This is a genomic window from Pseudomonas guangdongensis, assembly GCF_900105885.1.
In the GTDB taxonomy this organism is placed as follows: Bacteria; Pseudomonadota; Gammaproteobacteria; order Pseudomonadales; family Pseudomonadaceae; genus Geopseudomonas; species Geopseudomonas guangdongensis.
This window is the reverse complement of record NZ_LT629780.1, coordinates 790,340-812,532: the sequence shown is the minus strand read 5'-3', so window position 1 is coordinate 812,532 and position 22,193 is coordinate 790,340. Positions and strand designations below refer to the sequence as shown.

The 22,193-nt window shown below is 68.8% G+C and carries 23 protein-coding genes; 7 read left to right on the top strand and 16 right to left on the bottom strand.

Features of this window, described 5'->3' with window-relative positions; all coding sequences use genetic code 11:
* Positions 1–138 precede the first annotated feature (138 nt).
* The 7 genes from BLU22_RS03925 to BLU22_RS03895 form a co-directional block, all read right to left on the bottom strand.
* The gene (locus BLU22_RS03925; protein WP_090212286.1) at positions 139–855 is read right to left on the bottom strand and encodes an ABC transporter ATP-binding protein; all 717 of its coding nucleotides are present in this window, start codon (positions 853–855) and stop codon (positions 139–141) included.
* Positions 848–2,068 (bottom strand): ABC transporter permease, encoded by a 1,221-nt coding sequence (locus BLU22_RS03920; protein WP_090212284.1) that lies wholly within the window; start codon positions 2,066–2,068, stop codon positions 848–850. The genes BLU22_RS03925 and BLU22_RS03920 overlap by 8 nt, the downstream gene beginning before the upstream one ends.
* 4 nt (positions 2,069–2,072) lie before the next feature.
* Positions 2,073–3,257, bottom strand: a complete 1,185-nt coding sequence (locus BLU22_RS03915; protein WP_090212282.1) for an efflux RND transporter periplasmic adaptor subunit — start codon at positions 3,255–3,257, stop codon at positions 2,073–2,075.
* Positions 3,258–3,381: 124 nt separating this feature from the next.
* Positions 3,382–3,738: a histone-like nucleoid-structuring protein, MvaT/MvaU family gene (locus tag BLU22_RS03910; RefSeq protein WP_090212281.1), complete on the bottom strand. Its 357-nt coding sequence runs from the start codon at positions 3,736–3,738 to the stop codon at positions 3,382–3,384.
* A 176-nt stretch (positions 3,739–3,914) separates the two neighbouring features.
* A complete protein-coding gene (locus tag BLU22_RS03905; RefSeq protein ID WP_090212279.1) occupies positions 3,915–4,610 on the bottom strand; it encodes a UPF0149 family protein in 696 nt (231 codons plus the stop codon).
* A gap of 111 nt (positions 4,611–4,721) precedes the next feature.
* On the bottom strand, positions 4,722–5,072 hold the full coding sequence (locus BLU22_RS03900; protein ID WP_090212277.1) for a YajD family HNH nuclease: 351 nt from the start codon (positions 5,070–5,072) through the stop codon (positions 4,722–4,724).
* Between the two features lie 104 nt (positions 5,073–5,176).
* Positions 5,177–5,815 carry a TetR family transcriptional regulator gene (locus tag BLU22_RS03895; protein ID WP_090212276.1) on the bottom strand — a complete coding sequence of 213 codons (639 nt, stop codon included), beginning with the start codon at positions 5,813–5,815 and terminating at the stop codon, positions 5,177–5,179.
* A gap of 158 nt (positions 5,816–5,973) precedes the next feature.
* Here BLU22_RS03895 and BLU22_RS03890 point away from each other — a divergent pair, with 158 nt between their 5' ends.
* The 3 genes from BLU22_RS03890 to adeC are packed head-to-tail and all read left to right on the top strand — an operon-like array spanning position 5,974 to position 11,666.
* Entirely contained in the window at positions 5,974–7,125 is a 1,152-nt protein-coding gene (locus BLU22_RS03890; protein ID WP_090212274.1) for an efflux RND transporter periplasmic adaptor subunit, read from the top strand.
* A gap of 12 nt (positions 7,126–7,137) precedes the next feature.
* Positions 7,138–10,272 (top strand): efflux RND transporter permease subunit, encoded by a 3,135-nt coding sequence (locus BLU22_RS03885; RefSeq protein WP_090212273.1) that lies wholly within the window; start codon positions 7,138–7,140, stop codon positions 10,270–10,272.
* Positions 10,269–11,666: an AdeC/AdeK/OprM family multidrug efflux complex outer membrane factor gene (adeC, locus tag BLU22_RS03880; RefSeq protein ID WP_090212272.1), complete on the top strand. Its 1,398-nt coding sequence runs from the start codon at positions 10,269–10,271 to the stop codon at positions 11,664–11,666. The genes BLU22_RS03885 and adeC overlap by 4 nt, the downstream gene beginning before the upstream one ends.
* A 184-nt stretch (positions 11,667–11,850) precedes the next feature.
* On the opposite strand, the gene BLU22_RS03875 is transcribed toward adeC, so the two are convergent.
* The 9 genes from BLU22_RS03875 to flgA form a co-directional block, all read right to left on the bottom strand.
* Positions 11,851–13,062, bottom strand: a complete 1,212-nt coding sequence (locus BLU22_RS03875; protein ID WP_090212270.1) for a methyltransferase — start codon at positions 13,060–13,062, stop codon at positions 11,851–11,853.
* Between the two features lie 139 nt (positions 13,063–13,201).
* Positions 13,202–13,894, bottom strand: a complete 693-nt coding sequence (locus BLU22_RS03870) for an ABC transporter permease (protein WP_090212269.1) — start codon at positions 13,892–13,894, stop codon at positions 13,202–13,204.
* Complete coding sequence (locus tag BLU22_RS03865; RefSeq protein ID WP_090212267.1) at positions 13,891–14,586, bottom strand: ABC transporter permease; 696 nt, start codon at positions 14,584–14,586, stop codon at positions 13,891–13,893. Before BLU22_RS03865 ends, BLU22_RS03870 begins: the two co-directional genes overlap by 4 nt.
* 45 nt (positions 14,587–14,631) lie before the next feature.
* Complete coding sequence (locus tag BLU22_RS03860; RefSeq protein ID WP_090212266.1) at positions 14,632–15,390, bottom strand: ABC transporter substrate-binding protein; 759 nt, start codon at positions 15,388–15,390, stop codon at positions 14,632–14,634.
* A gap of 60 nt (positions 15,391–15,450) precedes the next feature.
* Positions 15,451–16,224, bottom strand: a complete 774-nt coding sequence (locus BLU22_RS03855; RefSeq protein WP_090212264.1) for an ABC transporter ATP-binding protein — start codon at positions 16,222–16,224, stop codon at positions 15,451–15,453.
* A gap of 102 nt (positions 16,225–16,326) precedes the next feature.
* On the bottom strand, positions 16,327–17,595 hold the full coding sequence (locus tag BLU22_RS03850) for a sensor domain-containing diguanylate cyclase (RefSeq protein ID WP_090212262.1): 1,269 nt from the start codon (positions 17,593–17,595) through the stop codon (positions 16,327–16,329).
* Positions 17,596–17,675: 80 nt separating this feature from the next.
* A complete protein-coding gene (locus BLU22_RS03845) occupies positions 17,676–18,128 on the bottom strand; it encodes a flagella synthesis protein FlgN (protein WP_090212261.1) in 453 nt (150 codons plus the stop codon).
* A gap of 25 nt (positions 18,129–18,153) precedes the next feature.
* Positions 18,154–18,450, bottom strand: a complete 297-nt coding sequence (flgM, locus tag BLU22_RS15220) for a flagellar biosynthesis anti-sigma factor FlgM (RefSeq protein ID WP_231975272.1) — start codon at positions 18,448–18,450, stop codon at positions 18,154–18,156.
* A 112-nt stretch (positions 18,451–18,562) separates the two neighbouring features.
* Positions 18,563–19,264, bottom strand: a complete 702-nt coding sequence (gene flgA, locus BLU22_RS03835) for a flagellar basal body P-ring formation chaperone FlgA (protein ID WP_090212257.1) — start codon at positions 19,262–19,264, stop codon at positions 18,563–18,565.
* Between the two features lie 161 nt (positions 19,265–19,425).
* On the opposite strand from flgA, the gene flgB reads away from it, so the two are divergent.
* The 4 genes from flgB (at position 19,426) to flgE (ending at position 22,189) form a co-directional block, all read left to right on the top strand.
* Positions 19,426–19,839: a flagellar basal body rod protein FlgB gene (gene flgB, locus BLU22_RS03830; RefSeq protein WP_090212256.1), complete on the top strand. Its 414-nt coding sequence runs from the start codon at positions 19,426–19,428 to the stop codon at positions 19,837–19,839.
* 13 nt (positions 19,840–19,852) lie between these two features.
* A complete protein-coding gene (flgC, locus tag BLU22_RS03825; RefSeq protein WP_090212254.1) occupies positions 19,853–20,260 on the top strand; it encodes a flagellar basal body rod protein FlgC in 408 nt (135 codons plus the stop codon).
* Positions 20,261–20,271: 11 nt separating this feature from the next.
* Positions 20,272–20,964: a flagellar hook assembly protein FlgD gene (gene flgD, locus BLU22_RS03820; protein ID WP_090212252.1), complete on the top strand. Its 693-nt coding sequence runs from the start codon at positions 20,272–20,274 to the stop codon at positions 20,962–20,964.
* A gap of 73 nt (positions 20,965–21,037) precedes the next feature.
* Entirely contained in the window at positions 21,038–22,189 is a 1,152-nt protein-coding gene (flgE, locus tag BLU22_RS03815; RefSeq protein WP_090212250.1) for a flagellar hook protein FlgE, read from the top strand.
* The last annotated feature ends 4 nt before the right edge of the window (positions 22,190–22,193 follow it).

The following is a 22,193-nucleotide window of genomic DNA, read 5'->3' as shown; positions in this document are numbered from 1 at the left end:
TGGGAAACTGTGCGATGCATACTACACAGGGCAGATGACTAATCTAAATTGATTGATGGAATCAAGGCGATAGTCTTTGCCTATGCTAAGTCGCTGGCCCGGATCGGGCCAGGTGCCCGAGTCTAAGCCACAGGTCGTTCATTTTGCAGCCGTATTCGCCGCATCGCGGACGATGCGGCCGTCGACCAGTTCCACGGTGCGCGCGCACTGCGCGGCCAGGCGCGGGTCGTGGGTGACCACCAGCACCGCACAGCCGAACTCGCGGTTGAAGCGGCGGAACAGGGCGAACACGCTCTCGGCGGTCCTGGTGTCGAGGTTGCCGGTCGGCTCGTCGGCCAGCAGCAGCGCCGGGCGGGTGACCAGCGCGCGGGCGATGGCCACGCGCTGCTGCTGGCCGCCGGAAATCTGGTTGGCCTTCTTGGCGGCGAAGTCGGCCAGGCCCACTGCGGCGAGCAGTTCGAGGGCGCGCGCGCGGTCCTCGGCGTCGGGCTTGCCGTGGCGGATCATCAGCGGCATCAGCACGTTGTCCAGCACGCTGAAGGCCGGGATCAGGTGGTGGAACTGGAACACGAAGCCGATGGCGCGGTTGCGCAGGCGGGTGCGCGCCGCGTCGTCGAGGGCGCGGGTCGGTCGGCCCTGCAGGTACAGCTCGCCGGCGCTGGGACTGTCGAGCAGGCCGATCAGGTTGAGCAGGGTGCTCTTGCCCGAGCCGGAGGGGCCGATCAGCGCGCACAGCTCGCCGCGCGCCAGGCGCAGGTCGATGTCCTGCAGCACGTTCTGCGCCAGCGGCGTGCCGGGGTTGTAGGTCTTGCCGACGCCGCTCAGGCGCAGCACCTCGTCGTGCAGTTCAGACATAACGGATCGCCACCGCCGGATCGTAACGGGCGGCGCGCCGCGCCGGCACCGCGGCGGCCAGCACGCCGGTGAGGGTCGCCACCGCCATCGCCGAGGGAATCAGCGTCGGGTCCACCGGGATGACGAACAGCCTGGGGCCGAAGACGTTGAACACCTGCACCAGCGACCAGCCGACCAGCCCGCCGAGGCCCGAGCCGGCCATGCCGAGCAGCCCGCCCTGGAGCAGGAAGACCCGCAGGATCTGCCCGCGCGGGCTGCCCATGGCGCGCAGGATACCGATCTCGCGGGTGCGCTGGACCACGCTGACCGCCAGCACGCTGGCGATGCCGAAGGCCACCGAGAGGCCGACGAACAGACGGATCATCTGGGTGGTCATGGTCTGCGAGCGCAGCGCGTTGAGCAGCTGGCCGTTGCTGGCCATCCAGCTTTCCGCCTTGAGGCCGGTGAGCCGGCCGAGCCGCGCGGCGATGCTCTCGGCGTCGAAGATGGCGTCCACCGTGGTGTCGATGGCAGTCACTCCGCCGGGCAGGTCGAGCAGGGTCTGCGCCTGCTTGAGGTCGAGGTAGACGTAGCGGGCGTCCAGCTCGCGCACCTCCAGCTCGAAGATGCCGGCCACGTCGACCACCGCCTCGCGGCCCTCGCCGGCGTCCAGGCGCAGCTTGTCGCCGGCCTGCAGGCCGAGGTCGCGGGCCAGCTCGCTGCCGATCAGCGCCTTGCCGGCGGCGATTTCGAAGCGGCCGGCGACCAGGTGGCGCTGCAGCGGGATGATCCGCGCGTAGCGCTCGGCGTCGATGCCCAGCAGCGCCACCGAGGCGCGCGCTGTGCCGCGCCGGGCCAGCGCCGGGCCGCTGACCAGCGGCGACACCGCGCGCAGGCGCGGCTCGGCGTCGAGCAGGTCGCGCACCTCCTGCCAGTTGAGGATCGAGCGCAGGCGCTGGGCGCGCGGGCTTTCCAGGCGCAGGTCGAGGCTGCCCGGGGCCAGCGCGGTGACCCGGTTGACCTCCTCGGGCGGCAGGATGCGGATGTGCGCCTGGGTGCCCAGGGTGCGCTCGATGACGTTGGCCTGCAGGCCGGTGATCAGCGCGGTGATGAAGACGATGACCGCCGAACCGACGGCGATGCCGACGACGATCAGCAGGGTCTGCATGGCGTTGTCGGCGAGGAAGCGCAGGGCGATCTTCCATTCGATCCACAGCGCAGCGAACAGCGGCATCGGCCTACTCCGTGCCGGCGGCGGGCAGCGCCAGGGGCTGCAGGCGTGCGCGCCGGCCGGGCTCGGCGTCGACCGCCAGCACCTGCGCGCCGTCCTGCAGGCCGTCGAGCACCTCGCTCAGCGCACTGCCGCGCAGGCCCAGGCGCACCTCGCGCTCGGCGACCCGGCCGGCGTCGAGCACCAGCACGCGGGCGCGCTCGCCGTCGCGCTGGCGCAGCGCATCGTGGGGCAGCACCAGCGCCCGCTCGCGCTCGGCGGTGCGGATCTCCACCGAGACGGTCATGCCCTGACGGAGGAAGTCGGCCGGCTCCAGCAGCTCCAGGTGGACGTCGAGGGTGCCGCGCGCCGGATCGACCGCCGGAGCGATGAAGGCGACGCGGGCCTGCAGCGCGCGCTCGGGGTAGGCGTCGGCGATCACCCGCGCGTGCTGGCCGAGGGCCAGGGGGGCGAGGTTCTTCTCGTCCAGCGGCAGGAGGATCTCGCGGCTGTCGGTGCGGGCGATCTCCAGCAGTACCCGGCCGGGCTGCACCAGATCGCCCGGCTCGACGCTGCGGGTCTGCACGATGCCGTCGTGCTGGGCGTGGATGCGGGTCTTGGCCAGGGCCGCGCGCGCCGCCTCCAGGCGCTGGCGCAGCAGCTGTTCCTGGCTGGCCCCGGCGGCCAGGGCCGCAGCATCGAGGCGCGCGCGGTTGAGCGCCTCGCGGGCGCGGATGCGGGCCTGGCGGGCCTGCTCCAGCGCCTCGACGGCGAGCAGGCCGCGGGCCTGCAGGGTTTCCCGGCGCGCCAGTTCGCGCTCGGCCTGGTTCAGCGCGCTCTGCGCCTCGCGCAGGGCGGCGGCGGCCTGCGGGCGGTCGCTGTCCTGCAGCTGGCGCAGCGCCGCCTCGGCCTCGCGCAGACGCGCCTGCTGCTCGTCGTCGCGCAGCGCCAGCAACAGGTCGCCGGCGCGCACCGCGTCGCCCTCGCGCACCGCCCGCCGGGCGACCACGCCGGTGATCTCGCTGCCGACCTGCGCCAACGACTGGCTGCTGACCTCGCCGCTGGCCACTACGCGCTGCACCAGCGGCCGCGCCTCGATCCGGTAGCCGGGCAGCAGCGGGCCCTGCCAGTGGCGCCAGGCCGGCAGCGCGAGCAGCAGCAGGGGGACGAGGAGCAACAGCACGGGGCGAAGACGCGGTACGGCGAACGGCACGGGACGCTCCCTGGAGGGGCCGGCGGGGCGGCGGGTCAGTGTGCAAGAAAAGTGCGCCGCGCACTATCGCGGCGGCTGCGCGAGCCCCGCGCCCGCAGGGCGCCGGCGCGCGGTCGGGTGCAGGTCAGTCCTTCTGTAGCCAGGTGGCGACGAAGTCCTCGCCGTATTCGGCCTTCCAGGCCTTGAGCTGCTTGTTGTTGCCGCTCTTGGTGTGCAGCACTTCGCCGGTCACCGGGTTTGTCCAAATCTGCAGCTTGCGCCCGCGGCGGCCGATCTCCAGTTGCGGGATATGCACCGGCGGCGGATCGAGAATATCCACGACCTGCTGCAGTTTGAAACCGTATTCCTGCATCAGTGCCTTGAGTTGCTCTTCGAATTCCATTTCGCGCTTGAGTTCGGAGTCGTGCTTGAGCGATTCCAGTCGCGCCAGTTGCTCCCTGAGCTCGCGCTCGGCCTTGCGAAATTCCAACAGCTTGGACATGGAGATTTCTCCGGATCGGGATAAGGGTGAACAGTGAAATAATGGATGCAAAACGGCGGTAATGCCTGAGGCACTCCGCCGTTGTGTTACGCGCCGCTGCTTTTTATCGGGATCGCGACAGGCCGTCAACCGAACGGGGTGACGGCCGTGGAATATCCGCGCCGCAGCGGATCAGATCAATGCAGGCAGCATTGCTTGAACTTCTTGCCGCTGCCGCACGGGCAGGGATCGTTGCGACCGGTTTTCGGCGCCTTGGGTTTTTCCGCCTCGGCCAGCCAGAAGTCGCGCACCGCGAAGACTAGGTCGGGAATGCTTTCGCGCAGGACTTCCAGGTCCTCTTTGCCGGGCTGTTCGCCGCCGTCGAGTTCGAAGCCGCTGAACAGCAGCATCGGGGTCAGCAGTTCCGGCTGCTGGTCGAGCAGTACCTGCCAGTCCTTCTCGTGCAGTTCGACGCCGCGCATGTAGCCGTAGCACCATTCGTCGACGATGATCTGCTCTTCTTCGCCGTCGTCTTCCGCGTCGCCGATCTCGTAGATCGGCGCGAAGTTGTCCGGGTTCTCGAACAGGCTGTCGGCCAGGGCGTTCATGTGGCGGATCAGCAGGTCGGTGAGTTGCTGCAGTTCGGCTTCGCTGTCGAACTTGGGCAGCTTGCCGCGCCACAGCGCCGGCAGCCAGACCGACGGCGAAACCGGTTCCGGACCGGTCAGCACGGCGGTGAGGAAACCGTCCAGTTCGGAAATGCTGAATACGCAATCGACTTCCTGTCCCTGGCTGCCGTGCGTTTCCTCAACCTGTTCGGAGTAATCGAACAGCAGTTGATTGAGTTCGTCGATTTCCGCTTCGCTGAGCGGCGCCATCTGGACTTCTTGCATGGGGTTATTCCTGACATGGTGGGGCCGGCAGTGATTGTCGCCGGCCCTGAAAGTGCGCGCTGCGCACCGTTCTCGGTGGCCGCGGGGTTATTCCCGCGGCGGACGGGGAGCTTACTTCTGCTGCTTGTCCATCAGCGCCTTGAGGTCGGCGAACGGATTGTGCTTGACCTGCGGCGACTTCTCGCCGGGAATCACCGCGCTGCCGTTCTCGCCGTTATAGATGAAGTATTTGGAGTGCTCGTGGTCGTGACAATACAGGCAGAGCAACTCCCAGTTGCTGCCGTCGGCCGGATTGTTGTCGTGGTTGTGGTCGATATGGTGGACCGTCAACTGGCTGAGGTTGGAATAGGTGAATTCCCGCGCACAGCGCCCGCAGACCCACGGGTACATCTTCAGCGCCTTGTCCCGATAGCCTGACTCGCGCTGCCGATAGCTGGCGCTGCTGCCTGTTCTGTCGGACATCTTGGTTCTCGCTCCGCTCGCAATGATGGTGTCGTTGGCGAACAGTCTGGGGCAGATGGGCGGGGGCGACAACTGCCGCGCGTGGCGCGGCAGGGCGCGGCGCTTCAGGCCGGGTGGCGTAGCGCCGGGCTGAGCCTGAGCATGTCCAGCAGGGCGTCGACCAGGGGCTCGGCCTCGCGGGCCAGGGGGTAGCCGTCCGGGCGCAGCAGCCAGTTGTTGATCAGGCCGTGGATGTAGGCGTGGACGGCGACGGCGGCGCGCTGCAGGTCGAGGTTGGCGGGCAGCTGGCCGCGCTGGATGGCGTGGCGCAGGGACAGGGCGATGTCCTGGTCGATCTCCTCGCCGGTGGCCTGCAGGTGCTGGCGCAGGGCGGCCTGCTCGCCGGCCAGCTCGCACTTGTGGTGGAGGATTTCGCAGACCCGGCGCTGCTGCGGGTCCTCGACCACCTTGCGCAGGAAGTGGCTGAGGATGCTGCGCATCTGGCCCAGCGGGTCCGGCTCGTCCGGGTCGCGGGCGGCGGCGCAGACGACCTTGTTGGCGTCGTGCTGGCGGACGAACATGGCGTGGAAGATGTCGGTCTTGCTGGTGAAGTGCCAGTAGAGGGCGCCGCGCGACACCCCGGCATCGGCGGCGATGTCTGCCATGGTGCTGTGGGTCACGCCCTTGCTGGCGAACACCCGCTCGGCGCTGTCGAGGATCTGGTTGCGGGTTTCCTGGGCTTCTTCTTTGGTACGTCGGGCCATGGTCGGTCTCGTGAGCGGAACCTGCTGCGGGGCACATTTGCGGCAACAGGTGCGCATTTACAAACAAACGTGAACGTAAGTATATTGCCGCTCATCGGGGATTCAACCATTCCCACCGTTTTCCTCCTTGTCCGTGCAACGAATTCGAGGCCTTGCCGATGAACCGCACTTTCGCTCGCGCGACGCTGGGCTCAGCCGCCCTGCTGTCGCTTTTGTCGCTGGCCGGCTGCCAGCAGGAACCGGACGCCGCGGCGCCGGCGCGTCCCGCGCCGCTGGTCGGCGTGGTGACCCTTGAAGCGCAGCCGTACACCCTGACCAGCCAGTTGCCCGGCCGTACCAGCGCCTACCGCATCGCCGAGGTGCGCCCGCAGGTCGGCGGCATCGTCCAGAAGCGTCTGTTCGCCGAGGGCGGCGAGGTCAAGGCCGGCCAGCAGCTCTACCAGATCGATCCGGCCACCTATCAGGCGACCCTGAAAAGCGCCGAGGCCAGCGTGCTGTCGAGCCGTGCCCTGGCCGAGCGCTACAAGCTGCTGGTCAACGAGCGGGCGGTCAGCCGCCAGCAGTACGACGAGGCGCGCGCCGCCCAGCTGCAGGCCGAGGCGGCGCTGGACAAGGCGCAGATCGATTTGCGCTACACCAAGGTGTTGGCGCCGATCGGCGGGCGCATCGGCCGCTCGGCGGTGACCGAGGGCGCGCTGGTCAGCAGCGGACAGAGCGAGGCGCTGGCGGTGATCCAGCAGCTCGACCCGATCTACGTCGACGTCACCCAGCCGGCCACCGAACTGCTGCGCCTGCGCCGCGAGCTGGCCGCCGGCCAGCTGGAGAAGGTCGGCGACAACGCCGCCCGCGCCACCCTGACCCTGCCCGACGGCAGCGCCTACGCCCATGCCGGGCGCCTGGAGTTCTCCGAGGTGTCGGTGGATCCGGGCACCGGGTCGGTGACCCTGCGCGCGGTGTTCCCCAACCCCGAGCAGCAGCTGCTGCCGGGCATGTTCGTCCAGGCGCAGCTGCAGACCGGCAGCAAGAGCGCGGCGATCCTCGCCCCGCAGCAGGGCGTGATGCGCAATCCGAAGGGCGAGGCGGTGGCCATGGTGGTCAACGCCGAGAACAAGGTGGAGCCGCGCGTGCTCAAGGCCGAACGCACCGCCGGCAGCTTCTGGCTGGTCAGCGAGGGCCTGGCGCCCGGCGACCGGCTGATCACCGAGGGCCTGCAGTTCATCCAGCCGGGCGTCGAGGTGCAGGTCAAGCCGGCCGGCAACGTGCCGGCGCTGTCCGCCGCGCCCGCCGGGGCGCCGGCGGCCGGCCGCTAAGGGAGCGCAGTCATGTCGAAATTCTTCATCGACCGGCCGATCTTCGCCTGGGTGATCGCCCTGGTGATCATGCTGGCCGGCGGTCTGGCGATCCTCAAATTGCCGATCAACCAGTACCCGAGCATCGCCCCGCCGGCGGTGGGCATCTCGGTGCGCTACCCGGGCGCCTCGGCGCAGACCGTGCAGGACACCGTGGTGCAGGTGATCGAGCAGCAGCTCAACGGCATCGACGGCCTGCGCTACATCAGCTCGTCGAGCAACTCCGACGGCAGCATGGAAATCACCGTGACCTTCGAGCAGGGCACCGACCCTGACATCGCCCAGGTGCAGGTGCAGAACAAGCTGCAGCTGGCGACGCCGCTGTTGCCCCAGGAGGTGCAGCAGCAGGGTATCCGCGTCACCAAGGCGGTGAAGAACTTCCTGCTGGTGGTGGCGCTGGTCTCCGAAGACGGCAGCATGGACAAGAACGACCTGGCCGACTACATCGTCTCCAACATCCAGGACCCGCTGTCGCGGACCAAGGGCGTCGGCGACTTCCAGGTGTTCGGCTCGCAGTACGCCATGCGCATCTGGCTCGATCCGGCCAAGCTGAACAACTTCGCGCTGACCCCGGTGGACGTGAAGAGCGCCATCCAGGCGCAGAACGTGCAGATATCCTCCGGCCAGCTCGGTGGCCTGCCGGCCTCGCCGGGCCAGCAGCTGACCGCGACCATCATCGGCAAGACCCGCCTGCAGACCCCCGAGCAGTTCCGCAACATCCTCCTCAAGGTCAACCCGGACGGCTCCCAGGTGCGCCTGGGCGACGTCGCCCGGGTCGAACTGGGCGGCGAGAACTACAGCATCAGCGCCGAGTTCAACGGCAGCCCGGCCAGCGGTCTGGCGATCAAGCTGGCCACCGGCGCCAACGCCCTGGACACCGCCAAGGCGGTGCGCGCGACCATCGCCGAACTGGAGCCGTTCTTCCCGCCGGGGATGAAGGTCTACTACCCCTACGACACCACCCCGGTGATCTCCGAGTCGATCATGGGCGTGGTGATGACCCTGTTCGAGGCCATCGTCCTGGTCTTCCTGGTCATGTACCTGTTCCTGCAGAACTTCCGCGCCACGCTGATCCCGACCCTGGCGGTGCCGGTGGTGCTGCTCGGCACCTTCGGCATCCTCGCGGCGTTCGGCTTCAGCATCAACACCCTGACCATGTTCGCCATGATCCTCGCCATCGGCCTGCTGGTCGACGACGCCATCGTGGTGGTGGAGAACGTCGAGCGGGTGATGAGCGAGGAGGGCCTGTCGCCGCTGGAGGCCACCCGCAAGTCGATGGGGCAGATCCAGGGCGCGCTGGTCGGCATCGGCCTGGTGCTGTCGGCGGTGTTCGTGCCGATGGCGTTCTTCCCCGGCTCCACCGGGGTGATCTACCAGCAGTTCTCGATCACCATCGTCTCGGCCATGGCCCTCTCGGTGCTGGTCGCGCTGGTCTTCACCCCGGCGCTGTGCGCCACCATGCTCAAGCCCCTGGCCAAAGGGCAGCATCACGGCAAGAGCGGCTTCTTCGGCTGGTTCAACCGCAGCTTCCAGCGCGGCGTCAACGGCTACGAGCGCGGCGTCAAGGCGGTGCTCAAGCGCAAGGCGCCGTACCTGCTGATGTATCTGGTGATCGTCGGCGTGATGGCGTGGATGTTCACCAAGATCCCCACCTCGTTCCTCCCCGAGGAGGATCAGGGCGTGCTGTTCGCCCAGGTGCAGACGCCGGCCGGCTCCAGCGCCGAGCGCACCTACGAGGTGGTCCGGCAGATGCGCGAGTACCTGCTGGACGAGGAAAGCGAGGTGGTGCGCTCGGTGTTCACCGTCAACGGCTTCAACTTCGCCGGCCGCGGGCAGAACTCGGCGATGGCCTTCATCGGCCTGCATCCCTGGTCGGCGCGCAGCGAGCCGGGGCAGAGCGTGTTCGACCTGGCCCAGCGCGCGCAGCAGCGCTTCTTCGCCTTCCGCGACGCCATGGCCTTCGCCTTCGCGCCGCCGGCGGTGATGGAGCTGGGTAACGCCACCGGCTTCAACCTGTTCCTCCAGGACCGCGCCGGCGTCGGCCACCAGGTGCTGACCCAGGCCCGCGACCAGTTCCTCGGCCTGGCGGCGCAGAACCCCAAACTGGCCGGCGTGCGTCCCAACGGCCTGCGCGACGAGCCGCAGTTCCAGCTGCTGATCGACGACGAGAAGGCCCGCGCCCAGGGCGTGTCGCTGGCCGAAATCGACCAGACCCTGTCGATCGCCTGGGGCGGCAGCTACGTCAACGACTTCATCGACCGCGGCCGGGTGAAGAAGGTCTACATGCAGGGCGAGGCCGATGCGCGGATGAACCCCGAGGACCTCGACAAGTGGTTCGTGCGCAACGCGGCCGGCGACATGGTGCCGTTCGGCGCCTTCGCCAGCGGCCAGTGGATCTACGGCCCGCCCAAGCTGTCGCGCTACAACGGCGTGCCGGCGATGGAGATCCTCGGCGCCGCCGCCCCGGGCTTCAGCTCCGGCGAGGCGATGGCCGAGGTGGAGAAGATCGCCGCCCAGCTGCCGCCGGGCGTCGGCATCGCCTGGACCGGGCTGTCCTACGAGGAGCGTCTGGCCGGCGACCAGGCCACCGCGCTGTACGCGCTGTCGCTGCTGGTGGTGTTCCTCTGCCTGGCGGCGCTCTACGAGAGCTGGTCGATCCCGCTGTCGGTGATGCTGGTGGTGCCGCTGGGTATCCTCGGCGCGCTGCTGGCCACCTACGGCCGCGGCCTGTCCAACGACGTGTACTTCCAGATCGGCCTGCTCACCACCATCGGCCTGTCGGCGCGCAACGCGATCCTCATCGTCGAGTTCGCCAAGTCGCTGCACGAGCAGGGCATGAGCCTGGTCGACGCCGCTGTGGAAGCCTGCCGCATGCGTCTGCGCCCGATCGTGATGACTTCGCTGGCGTTCATCCTCGGCGTGGTGCCGCTGGCCATCTCCAGCGGCGCCGGCGCCGGCAGCAAGCACGCCATCGGCACCGGGGTGATCGGCGGCATGTTGTCCGCGCTGGTGCTGGCAATCTTCTGGATCCCGCTGTTCTATGTGGTGATCTGCTCGCTGACCGAGCGCAAGCGCAAGCCGCAGGCCGAAAAGGAGTCCGCGCTGTGAACAAGACGATCCTCTCCCTGAGCATCCTGCTGGCCCTGGGCGGCTGCTCGCTGATCCCCGACTACCAGCGCCCGGCGCCGCCGGTGGCCGCGACCCTGCCCGGCGATGGCGTGTACGCCGGCACCACCCAGGCCGCGACGGCGACGCCGCCCGAGTGGCGCGGCTTCTTCCGCGATCCGGCGCTGCAGCAGCTGATCGCCGTGGCCCTGGACAACAACCGCGACCTGCGCGTCGCCGCGCTCAACGTCGAGGCCTTCCAGGCCCAGTACCGCATCCAGCGCAGCGAGCTGTTCCCGCAGCTCGGCGCCGCTGGCAGCGGCACCCGCCAGCGCCTGCCGGGCGACCTGTCGGCCTCCGGCGAGCCGACCACCGCCGGCCAGTACAGCGCCACCCTGGGCGTCAGCGCCTGGGAGCTGGACCTGTTCGGCCGGGTGCGCAGCCTGCGCGATGCCGCGCTGCAGCAGTACTTCGCCACCGAGCAGGCACAGCGCGCCACGCAGATCAGCCTGGTGGCCGGCGTGGCCAACGCCTGGCTGGCGCTGCAGGCCGACCGCGCCCAGCTGGCGCTGAGCGAGGACACCCTGCGCACCTACGAGCAGAGCTACGCGCTGACCCAGCGCAGCTTCGAGGTCGGCGTCGCCACCGCGCTGGAGCTGGCGCAGTCGCGCACCGCGGTGGAGGGCGCGCGGATCAGCGTCGCCCAGTACCGCCGGCTGGTCGCCCAGGACGCCAACGCCCTGCAGCTGCTGCTCGGCACCGGCAGCGCCGAAGGGCTGAACGCGACGGCGGCGCTGGATGGCGAGCTGCTCGCCGAGCTGCCGGTGGGCGTGTCCTCCGAGCTGCTGTTGCGCCGCCCGGACATCCTCCAGGCCGAGCATGTCCTCAAGGCCGCCAACGCCAGCATCGGCGCGGCGCGCGCGGCGTTCTTCCCGAGCATCGGCCTGACCGCCAGCGCCGGCACCGCCAGTAGCCAGCTGTCCGGGCTGTTCGACGGCGGCAGCGGCACCTGGCTGTTCCAGCCGCAGATCAACCTGCCGATCTTCACCGCCGGGCGCCTGAAGGCCAACCTCGACTACGCCGAGCTGCAGCAGGACATCCGCGTGGCCCAGTACGAGCAGGCGATCCAGGCGGCGTTCCGCGAGGTGGCCGACGGCCTGGCCGCGCGCGGCACCTACCGCGAGCAGCTGGTCGCCCAGCGCGACCTGGTCGAGTCGAGCAGCGAGTACTACCGCCTGGCCGAGAGCCGCTACCGCGCCGGGGTCGACAGCCAGCTGACCCTGCTCGACGCCCAGCGCCAGCTGTTCGCCGCCCGCCAGCAGCTGATCGCCAGCCGCCTGGCCCAGCTGTCCGGCGAGATCGCCCTGTTCAAGGCGCTCGGCGGCGGGGTGGAATAAGGTCGCTGCGGCGGCAGCGTGCAGTCCCGACAGAAGGCGCCCCTCGTGGGCGCCTTCTGCGTTTCCGCGAGGTCGAGAGATTGCTCCCGTGCGCGAGCCTGCCGGGCAGCGTGGGCAGGCTCGGACGTCGTGGTGTGTTTTTTGGCAGATAAGCGCGGCGCGAGTGGCCTGCCGGGCCGCCGCTTCAGTCGCGCTCGGCCAGCAGCAGGATGTTGCGCGGGGTCAGGTGGTAGTCGCAGAAGCTGCCCAGGCGCACCCGGTAGCCCTGCTCCTCCAGATACAGGGCGCGATCCAGCAGCAGCCACAGTTCCAGCGGGCGGCGGAACAGACCGCGCACCAGCTCCAGGTTGCGCACCTCGGCCAGGCGCTGCCAGCCGGCGGCCTCCAGTGCCGCCCAGTCGCGCTCGCCCGGCTCGGGCAGGTCCCTGAGGGCGGCCAGTTCGCGGCAGTAGGCGGCGAACGGCTTGTCCAGCCAGGCCGGCGCCAGCGACGGCATCGGCAGGTAGTCGTCCACCCCGCGCAGCTCCCGTTGCAACAGGTCGAAGGCCAGCCGCCGGGCCATCGAGCGGTCGCGCTGACGGCGCACCCGCGCCCCGGCGGTGACGGTTTCCGCCAGCGGCAGGCGCAGGTCGTCGCGGCTCAGCGGCAGGGCCGAGTCGCGCGCCGGCTGCGACAGCGGCCGGTAGTGCTCCGAGGCGATGCGGTTGTAGCAGCAGGGCGCCACCGCCAGCTGCCGGCAGCCCTTCCGGCTGGCCAGCTCCAGCAGGCGCACGTGCAGCTCGCCGCAGGCGTGCAGGGCCACCGGCGTGTGCCCGGCATCCAGCTGCGCGGCGGCGTCGCCGGCCAGCACGTCCTGGATGCGGTGGCGCGCCGGCAGCGCCAGACGCTCGCTGAGGCGCTGGCCGTCGGCGACCAGCGCGGCGTCGTATTCCAGGCAGGTCAGCGGCGTGCCGGCGTGGGCCAGGCGCCGGCCCAGATGGCCCTTGCCGGCGCACCAGTCCAGCCAGTGGCGCGGTGGCGCGCGGAACTGCAGGCGGCGGGCGAAGGCGTCGATCTGCTGCCACTTGCGTCCCGGCACGTCGACGCTGAACTGCGCCGGCAATGGCTGCGGCGCGGCAGCCGGCAGTTCGCCGAGCGCGGCGAGCTGTGCGGCGCGTGCGGCCAGTTGCGGGAAGGGCGCCGGGGCGTCGAGGCGTTCGGGGTGGTTGTGCGCCGCCTCGGCCTGCTCCAGGCTGCGCCGGCGCAACCAGGCGGCCAGCGCCGGATGCGCCGGTTCCCAGCCGAGGCGGCGGGCGGTGAAGGGCTTTTCCCGCCACAGCGGCTGGTGTTCGCGGAGAAAGGCGTCCAGTTCGGCGAAGCGCTGGCGCAGCAGGGGGCCTTGGAGGAGTTCGGACACGGCAGGCGGAGGCGGGCGGTGGGCGGGCGGCGATTATAGCGACTGGCGCGGCGCGCAGGGCCTGCCGCAGGGCGGTGGCGCTGAGTCGTCCTCCCCCGGGCGCTCCGGCAGCGCGGCCGCCGGGGCGCCCGGACGCGGCTCAGCGCGCGCGCGCGGCGTCGACCCGCAGCCAGCGTTCGATGGCGCGGAAGATCCAAGTCAGGCCGATGGTCACCAGCAGGTAGAGCACCCCGGCGAAGACGAAGAAGTACATCTGCTCGTAGGTGCGCGCGCTGATGGTGCGCGCCATGCCCATGATGTCGTAGAGGGTCACGGTGTAGACCACCGCGCTGGCCTTGAGCATCAGGATCACTTCGTTGGTGTAGGCCGGCAGGCCGATCCGCGCGGCGCGCGGCAGGATGATGTGCCACAGGGTCTGGCGCTTGGACATGCCCAGCGCGCGGGCCGCCTCCACCTCGCCGATCGGCACGGCGTGGATCGCGCCGCGCATGATCTCGGCGATGTAGGCGGCGGTGTGCAGGGTCATGGTCAGCAGCGCGCACCAGTACGGGTCGCGCAGGAACGGCCAGAGCGCGCTCTGGCGCACCGCATCGAACTGCGCCAGGCCGTAGTAGACGATGAACAGCTGCAGTAGCAGCGGTGTGCCGCGGAAGAAGAAGATGTAGGTGTAGGGCAGCGCGCGCACGTACCAGTGCCGCGAGGCGCGGCCGATGCCCAGCGGCAGGGCGACCAGCAGGCCGGCGATCACGGCGATGGCCACCAGTTCGAGGGTCAGCGCGGCGCCTTCGAGCATCTTCGGCCACCAGCGCAGGAACAGGTCCCAGCCGCTCATAGCTCGTTCCTCGCGAAGCCGCGTCCGGCGCGTTTTTCCAGCAGGTGCAGGGCCAGCATGACCAGCGCGGTCAGGCCCAGGTAGATGACGGCGGCGCTCATGTAGAAGGTGAAGGGTTCCTTGGTGGCGTTGGAGGCGACGCCGGCCTTGCGCATCAGCTCCTCCAGGGAGATCAGCGAGACCAGCGCGGTGTCCTTGAGCAGGATCATGTACAGGTTGCCGAGGCCGGGCAGGGCGGTGCGCCACAGCTGCGGCAGGGTGATGCGCCAGAAGATCCGCGGCGCCGACAGGCCGAGCGCCAGGCCGGCTTCGCGCTGGCCCTTGGGAATCGCCAGCAGGGCGCCGCGGAACACCTCGGTGGCGTAGGCGCCGAAGCACAGGCCGAGGGCCAGGGTGCCGGCGGCGAAGGGATCGAGGGCCAGCTCCGGCTGGCCGAACTGCGCGCCGAGGGCGTTGAGGCCGCTCACCGTGCCGTAGTAGATCATCAGCACCCAGAGGGTTTCCGGCACGCCGCGCACCAGAGTGGTGTAGGCGCCGCCGAGCAGGCGCGGCAGCGGGCGGGTCGAGGTCTTGGCCACCGCGCCGAGCAGGCCGAGCAGCAGGCCGACGCCGACCGCGGCGAGGGACAGTTTGAGGGTCATCCAGGTCCCGGCGGCGAGCGCCGGGCCGAAGCCGTGCAGGTCAGGAATCATGGGCGGGGGGCGGGTGCGCCGCGCTGGCGGCGCACCCGCGCGGACTCACAGGATGTTGAAGGGGAAGTACTTGGCGTTGATCTGCTGGTAGGTGCCGTCCTCGATGATGGCCTTGAGGGCCGCATTGAGGCGCTGGCGCAGGGCGTCGTCGCCCTTGCGCACGGCGATGCCGATCTTGTCGTCGTCGTGGACCGGCTCGCCCTTGAACTCGAAGTCCTGGCCGGCCTTGCTCTTGAGCCATTCCCAGTTGACGAACTTGTCCGCGAGGATGCCGTCGATGCGCCCGGCGGCGAGGTCCAGGTAGGCGTTGTCCTGGGTGTCGTAGAGCTTGATGTCGACCACGCCGTCGAGGTTGTCCTCCAGCCACAGGCCGGCGATGGTGGCGCGCTGGGCGCCGATCACCTTGCCGTCCAGGCTGGCCTTGTCGGTCTTGAAGTCCACCGACTTGGGCGCGATGAACTGCAGCTTGTTGCTGTAGTAGGGCTCGGTGAAGTCGACCGCGCCCTTGCGCTCCTCGGTGATCGACATCGAGGCGATCAGGAAATCGAATTTCTTGGCGTTGAGCGCCGGGATGATGCCGTCCCAGTCGGAGGTGACCACCTCGCACTCGACCTGCATCTTGGCGCACAGGGCGTGGGCGATGTCGAGGTCGAAGCCGACCACCTGGCCGCTGGCGTCGATCTGGTTGAAGGGCGGATAGGCGCCCTCGGTGCCGATGCGCAGTTTCTCGGCGGCCTGGGCGGCGCTGCCGAGCAGCATCAGGGCGGCACCTGCCGCGAGCAGGATCTTCTTGTAGTTCGTCATGGGGTTGTGCTCCGTGTGGCTCAGTCGACGCCCTTGTGGGGCGCGGCGAAGTCCGGCCCGTCAGTTGAGGCTGGACATGAACTGTTTACAGCGCTCCGAACGCGGATTGTCAAATACCTGCGCCGGCGGCCCCTGCTCCTCGACCAGCCCCTGGTGGAGGAACACCACCTCGCTGGACACCTGGCGGGCGAAGTTCATCTCGTGGGTGACCAGCAGCATGGTGCGGCCTTCCTCGGCCAGGGCGCGGATCACGTTGAGCACTTCCTGGACCATTTCCGGGTCGAGGGCCGAGGTCGGCTCGTCGAACAGGATCACCCGCGGCTGCATGGCCAGGGTGCGGGCGATGGCGGCGCGCTGCTGCTGGCCGCCGGACAGCTGGGCGGGGAAGCTGTGGCGCTTGTCGGCGATGCCGACCTTGGCCAGCAGCGCCTCGGCACTCTCGATCGCCTCGGCCTTGCTCTGTCCCAGCACGCGGCGCGGCGCTTCGATGATGTTGTCGAGGATGCTCAGGTGCGGCCAGAGGTTGAAGTTCTGGAACACGAAGCCGAGCTGGCTGCGCAGGCGGTTGATCTGCCGGTTGTCGGCGGCGACCAGGGCGCCGTCCTTGCCGGGCTTCAGGCGCAGCTCCTCGCCGGCGACGAAGATCTGCCCCTGGTGCGGGCTTTCCAGCAGGTTGATGCAGCGCAGGAAGGTGGACTTGCCGGAGCCGGAGGAGCCGAGGATGGAAATGACATCGCCATCGCGGGCGGTCAGCGAGATGCCCTTGAGCACCTCCAGCTCGCCGTAGCGTTTGTGCAGGTCACGGATTTCCAGCGCGGGGATGGCTGCGGCCATGCAGGCTCCTTGGTCGTTCGGTGAAAAAGGCGCTCCTGCGTCAGGGTATGCTTCCGGCGGCGCGCACGCTAGCACAGTGCCCGCTGCGGCGCCAAGCCGGCTTCAGGCCGGCACGCCGTCGGCGATCTCCACGCGGTTGCGCCCGGCGGCCTTGGCCGCGTAGAGCGCCCGGTCGGCGCGCTCGATCAGTTGCGCGGTTTCCTCGCTCCCGCTCAGCTGGGCCACGCCCAGGGAGATGGTCAGGCGCTGCACCTGCGGGTCGCGCAGGGCGGCGACGGCGCAGCGGATGCGCTCGGCGAGCTGCGCGGCGGTTTCGGCGTCGCTTTCCGGGGCGAGGATCAGGAACTCCTCGCCGCCCCAGCGGATCACCGTGTCGCTCTTGCGCACGCAGCGGCGCAGGGTGTCGCCGAGCAGGGCGAGGATGCGGTCGCCGCAGGCATGGCCGTAGGTGTCGTTGACCGCCTTGAAGTGGTCGAGGTCGGCCATGATCGCGCTCAGCGGGCGGCGGTAGCGCCGCGCATGGTTCCACTCGTGGGTCAGCTGCTGCTCGCCGAAGCTGCGGTTGTACAGGCCGGTGAGCTTGTCGGTGAAGGCCAGCACCTGCAGGGCCTGCTCCTTTTCCACCCGCTCGGTGAGGTCCTTGCTGACGCTGACGAAGTGGCTGATCCGACCGTCGGCGTCGCGCGCCGGGGTGATGGTCTGTTCGAGGTGGAACAGCGAGCCGTCGCGGCGGCGGTTGGTGAAGGTGGAGCGGAAGCTCTCGCCACGTTCGAGGTTGCGCCACAGCTGCTGGTAGAAGTCCGCGCCATGCTGCCCGGACTGCAGCAGGCGCGGGGTCTTGCCCAGCACCTCGGCGACCGGGTAGCCGGTCTGCGCCTCGAAGGCCCGGTTGGCGAACACGATGGTGCCGGCGCGGTCGGTGATCAGCACGCTGTCGGCGGTGGCGTTGAGCGCGCTGGCCAGCAGTTCGCGCTGCTGCTCGGCTTGCAGGCGCGCGGTGATCTCGCGTTGCACCGAGAGGAAGTGGCTGATCCGCCCCTGCGCGTCGCGCACCGGCGAGATGTGCCACTCGACGCAGTAGCGGCTGCCGTCCTTGCGGTAGTTGACGGTGGTGCCTTCGAAGCGGCGCCCCTCGCGCAGGCACTGGCGCAGGCGTTCGATGGTCGCGGTATCGGTTTCCGGCCCCTGCAGCAGGCGCGGCGAGCGGCCGAGCAGCTCCTCGTGGGCGTATCCGCTCATCCGGCAGAACGCCGGGTTGGCGTAGACGATCCGCGGGCCGGGGGCGTCCAGCTCGGCGCCGGTGACGAGGATGGCGTCGTAGCACTGCTCGACGGCCGCCTCGAGCATCTGGAGGGAGAGGGCTGTGGTCATGGTGGGGCTCGGCAGTCGCGTGGGGCAGACGGCGCCGGCCTGCGAGCGGCGAGCGCGAACCGTCTGCCGTGGCCAGCGCCTCAGGCGCTGGAGGAAACGCCGCCCAGCCCGTGGCGCCGCGACTGGCCGTTGGGGCCATAGAGCGGCTTGCCGGCGGCCTCGTTGAGGAAGTTGAGGATGCGCTGGTTCTGTTCCAGGCGCATGCGCACCACCTCGCCGTTGAGCTGGTTGAGCGTCTGCGCGCGCTGCGCGGTGTCGTGCAGCTGCTGCCAGGTGGCGAGACAGCCGGCATCGCGGGCCGCCTGCTCGGCGCCGCTGCGCCCTTCGGGATAGCCCAGCTTGCCCTGGGCGCGGGTGCGCAGGGTTTCCAGGCGCTCGATTTCGCCCAGCACGCTGCGCTTACCGTCGGCGACTTCGAGCAGCTGCTGGCCGTCGACGTCGGCTTCGGCCAGCAGGCGCTGTTCGCGCTCGAGCAGGTCGACGAAGTCTTGCAGGGCGCGGTGCTGGATCTCGAGGTGCTTGGCCAGGCTCATGGGCTGCCTCTTGCAATGGGGGCGGTCAGTCCGCCGGGTTGTCGAGCATTTCGCGCACGCTGCGGATCAGGCCGTCGGCGATGCGCTCGGCGCGGATTTCCAGGCGGCCTTCGCTGATCGCCTGGCGGATTTCGGCGACGCGGGCCAGGTCGATGTCCTGGCTGTTGCCTGCACCGCTGTTGCGGCCGAGGTGGGCAATCGCCGCGGGCGACTCGGCGGGTCCGCTCTGGGCCGGCGCATCGCTGCGCCGCGCCCTGGCAGCCGCATCCTTGCCCTCGGTGGGGCTGGTGCGCGATATCAGGGGGGAGCTGTCGATTTTCACAGTGAGGGTCTCTCGCGTGGGTTCTGAACCAAGTATCGGCCGCGATCCGGCGAACTTGAATGGCTGAGAGCGAGAAATCGTCCGAAGGTGCCCCGCGTTCGTCGCCGCGCGCTCACTGTGCCACCTGCAGGCGGTTGCGCCCGACGATGCGGGCGCGGAGGATTTCGCCGCCGTCGGTGCGCACGCGGATCTCGCTGCCCAGCGCGCCGGCATCCAGGGCGACGCCGTCGCGGCTGATGCGAAAGCCTGTGCCCAGCGCTTCGACGCTGACCCGCGCATTGCGCTCGACCAGCAGCGCGGCGCGCAGGCTGCGCGACTGCAGCAGGCTGCCGGCGTCCAGGGCGCGGGTGGTCTGCATGCCGACCACGCTGAGCGGGTCGCTGATCAGCTGGCGCGGCAGGCGCTCCAGCGCGCCCTGGCGCACTTCGAGCATGTCCGCGCTGAGGGTTTCGCCGGCGGCGATGGCGCGCGCGGCGACCACGTAGTCGCCGACGACGCCGATCTGCGTCTGCAGGTAGCGGGTCTGGCTGTCGGCGCAGCGCACGCCGACGGCGACCCGGCCGAGCAGGCGCTGGCCGGACCTGGGCAGGAAGGGCTGCGGCTCGCTGCAGGCGGGCATCCGCGCGCTGCTGGCAGCGATTTCGACGCTGCCCTGCAGGCCCTGCTCCAGCAGTCGCTGCTCCAGGAATTGCCGCACGCTGTCATTGACCGCTTCGTCGGCGAGGAGCGGATTCGACAGGCTGCCGAGAGCGGCGCAGAGCGCCGCGAGCGGAAGGAGGGCGCGGGTGCGGGGGCGTGGACGGTGGCGCGGCATGCGTGAACGGGTTCCGGTCGGGTTGGCTGGCAGTCTAGGTCGGCGGGCGCGCGGGCAAGGACGGAATTGGTCAACAAATGCGGGCTTGTTTCGCTCTTTGTGGCGAGGGGCTGCAGTTTATTCTACGGACTGAAAAAATCTTGCAGGGAGAGGTCTCCGGCATGCTCGACAAGCTCGATGGTGCGCTGCGTTTTCACCAGGAAGTGCTGAATCTGCGCGCCGAGCGCCAGCAGGTGCTGGCCAACAACATCGCCAACGCCGATACCCCGGCGTTCAAGGCGCGCGATTTCGATTTCGCCCGCGAACTGGCCGGCGCCATGCAGAACGGGCGCCCGAGCGGCTCGTCCATGGAGCTGGCGACCACCTCGGGTCGGCATCTGCAGGGGCGCCTGCAGGCGCCGGCCGTGCGCGAGCTGCTGTATCGCGTGCCGGACCAGCCGAGCCTGGACGGCAACACCGTGGACATGGATCGCGAGCGCACCGCGTTCGCCGACAACGCGGTACGCTACCAGGCCAGTCTGACCTTCATGAACAGCCGGCTGCAGGGGCTGAAATCGGCCATGCAGTCGGAGTAACGGGTAAGTCACCATGTCGATGTTCAGTGTCTTCGAAATTTCCGGCTCGGCGCTGATGGCGCAGTCGCAGCGGATGAACGTGACCGCCAGCAACCTGGCCAACGCCGACAGCGTGGTCGGCCCCGATGGCCAGCCTTATCGCGCCAAGCAGGTGCTGTTCGAGGCGCAAGGCCAGGACGGCACCGGCGTGGGGGGCGTGCGCGTCACCGAGGTGGTCGACGATCCCTCGCCGTTCCGCCTGGAATACCGTCCCGAGCATCCGCTGGCCGACGAGCAGGGCTACATCCGCATGCCCAACGTCGAGCCGGTCAACGAGATGGTCAACATGATTTCCGCCTCGCGTTCCTACCAGGCCAACGTCGAGGTGCTCAATACCAGCAAGCAACTGCTGCTGAAGACCCTGACCCTGGGCGAAGGCTGAGAGACCTAGCAATGACCACGACCACATTTGATCCCCAGTCCGTTGCCAGGCTCAACGGCGTGGGCAGCAGCGCGGCCGCCGAGAAGAAGGCCTCCAGCGACTTGCGCGACAACTTCATGACCTTGCTGGTCACGCAACTCAAGAATCAGGACCCGCTCAAGCCGATGGAAAACGCCGAGCTGACCTCGCAGCTGGCGCAGATCAATACGGTCAGCGGCATCGAGGAGCTCAATACCACCCTCAAGGGTATCAATGGCCAGATCGAGGCCGGGCAGACCCTGCAGGCGGCTGCGCTGATCGGCAAGGGTGTACTGGTGCCAGGCGATCGTGTGCTGGTGGGTGCCGATGCGGAGGGCAACCCGGTAGCGACCCCCTTCGGGCTGGACCTGGACAAGGCCGCCGACTCGGTCGTGGTTACCATCACTGACAATGCCGGTCAGGTAGTGCGCCAGTTCGATCTCGGTGCGCTCAAGGCCGGCGTCGACTCCTTCGTATGGGATGGCACTGGTGCAGATGGTACGGCTGTGCCTGCAGGCTCCTATAAGTTCAATATCGAGGCCAGCTCCGAAGGCAAGGCTGTGGAGGTTACCGGCCTGAGCTATGGGTTGGTCGGCGGAGTGAGCATCAGTGACAGTGGTCCGATGCTGGATCTGGGGCCGACGCTGGGCCGTGTCGACCTGCAGGCTGTCCGGCAGATTCTCTGACTCTTAGTTCATCACCATTGCAGCAAGCGGGAGCCTCCGGAGGCTCCCTCGCCAATCTTATCGGGAGTAGAACATGGGCTTTTCCCAAGCGCTCAGCGGCCTGAATTCCGCCGCCAGCAACCTCGACGTGGTCAGCAACAACATCGCCAACTCGCAGACCGTGGGCTTCAAGGCGGCCAAGACGCAGTTCGCCGATGTCTACGCCAGCGCCAAGATCGGTCTCGGCGTGTCGGTGTCGGGTGTGGTGCAGAACTTCGGTTCGGGCAATCTGGACACCACCGGGCGTGGTTTGGACCTGGCCATCAGCGGTGAGGGCTTCTTCAAGTTCGAGCAGGCCGGACAGGTGATCTATTCGCGCAACGGACAGTTGACCCTGACGCCTGACGGCTACCTGGAAAACGCCCAGGGCGGGCGGCTGATGGGAGAGCAGGCGGCTCTGCTGATTCCTTCCGGGCAGATGGCCGCCAAGGCTACCGAGGAAATCAAGTCGGTGTTCAACCTCAAGTCCAGCTCCGATGTGATTACGGCCACCCCCTTTAACCCGGCTGATCCGGACACCTTCAACAACTCCACCACTGCGACTGTCTACGACTCGCAGGGCAATGCCCATCAGATGGTGGTCTACTTCATCAAGACCGCCAACAATGCCTGGACTGCTCAGGCCACCGTCGACGGCAATCCGGCAGGGGGTAGTCGTAACCTGACCTTCGATGCCAATGGCGTGTTGACTACTGGTGCGACCGGCGCCCCCTTCACGTACACCCCGACAAACGGCGCCGCGCAGCTCAACCTCAGCCTGAATCTGATCGGGACCACTCAGTCCGGCAACGATTTCGAGCAGACTGCCCTGACCCAGAACGGCTATGCCGCAGGCAGTCTGGTCGGCATCACCATCGACAAGAACGGCAACGTGGTGGGTGGCTACTCCAACGAGCAGAAGCAGACCCTCGGCACACTGAGCATCGTGACCTTCCGTACCCCGGAAGGACTGCAGCCGGTCGGCGATAATGGTTGGGTGGAAACCGCCGCATCCGGTCAGCCGCTTAGCGGTGTGGCCGGCATGGGGCGTTTCGGTTCGGTCTTCGCCGGTGTGCTTGAGTCTTCCAACGTCGACCTTACGCGGGAGCTGGTCAACCTGATCATTGCTCAGCGCAACTATCAGGCTAATGCTCAGTCGGTGAAAGCGCAGAGCGATGCGCTTGAGCAGGCCGTGAACCTGCGTTAAGACT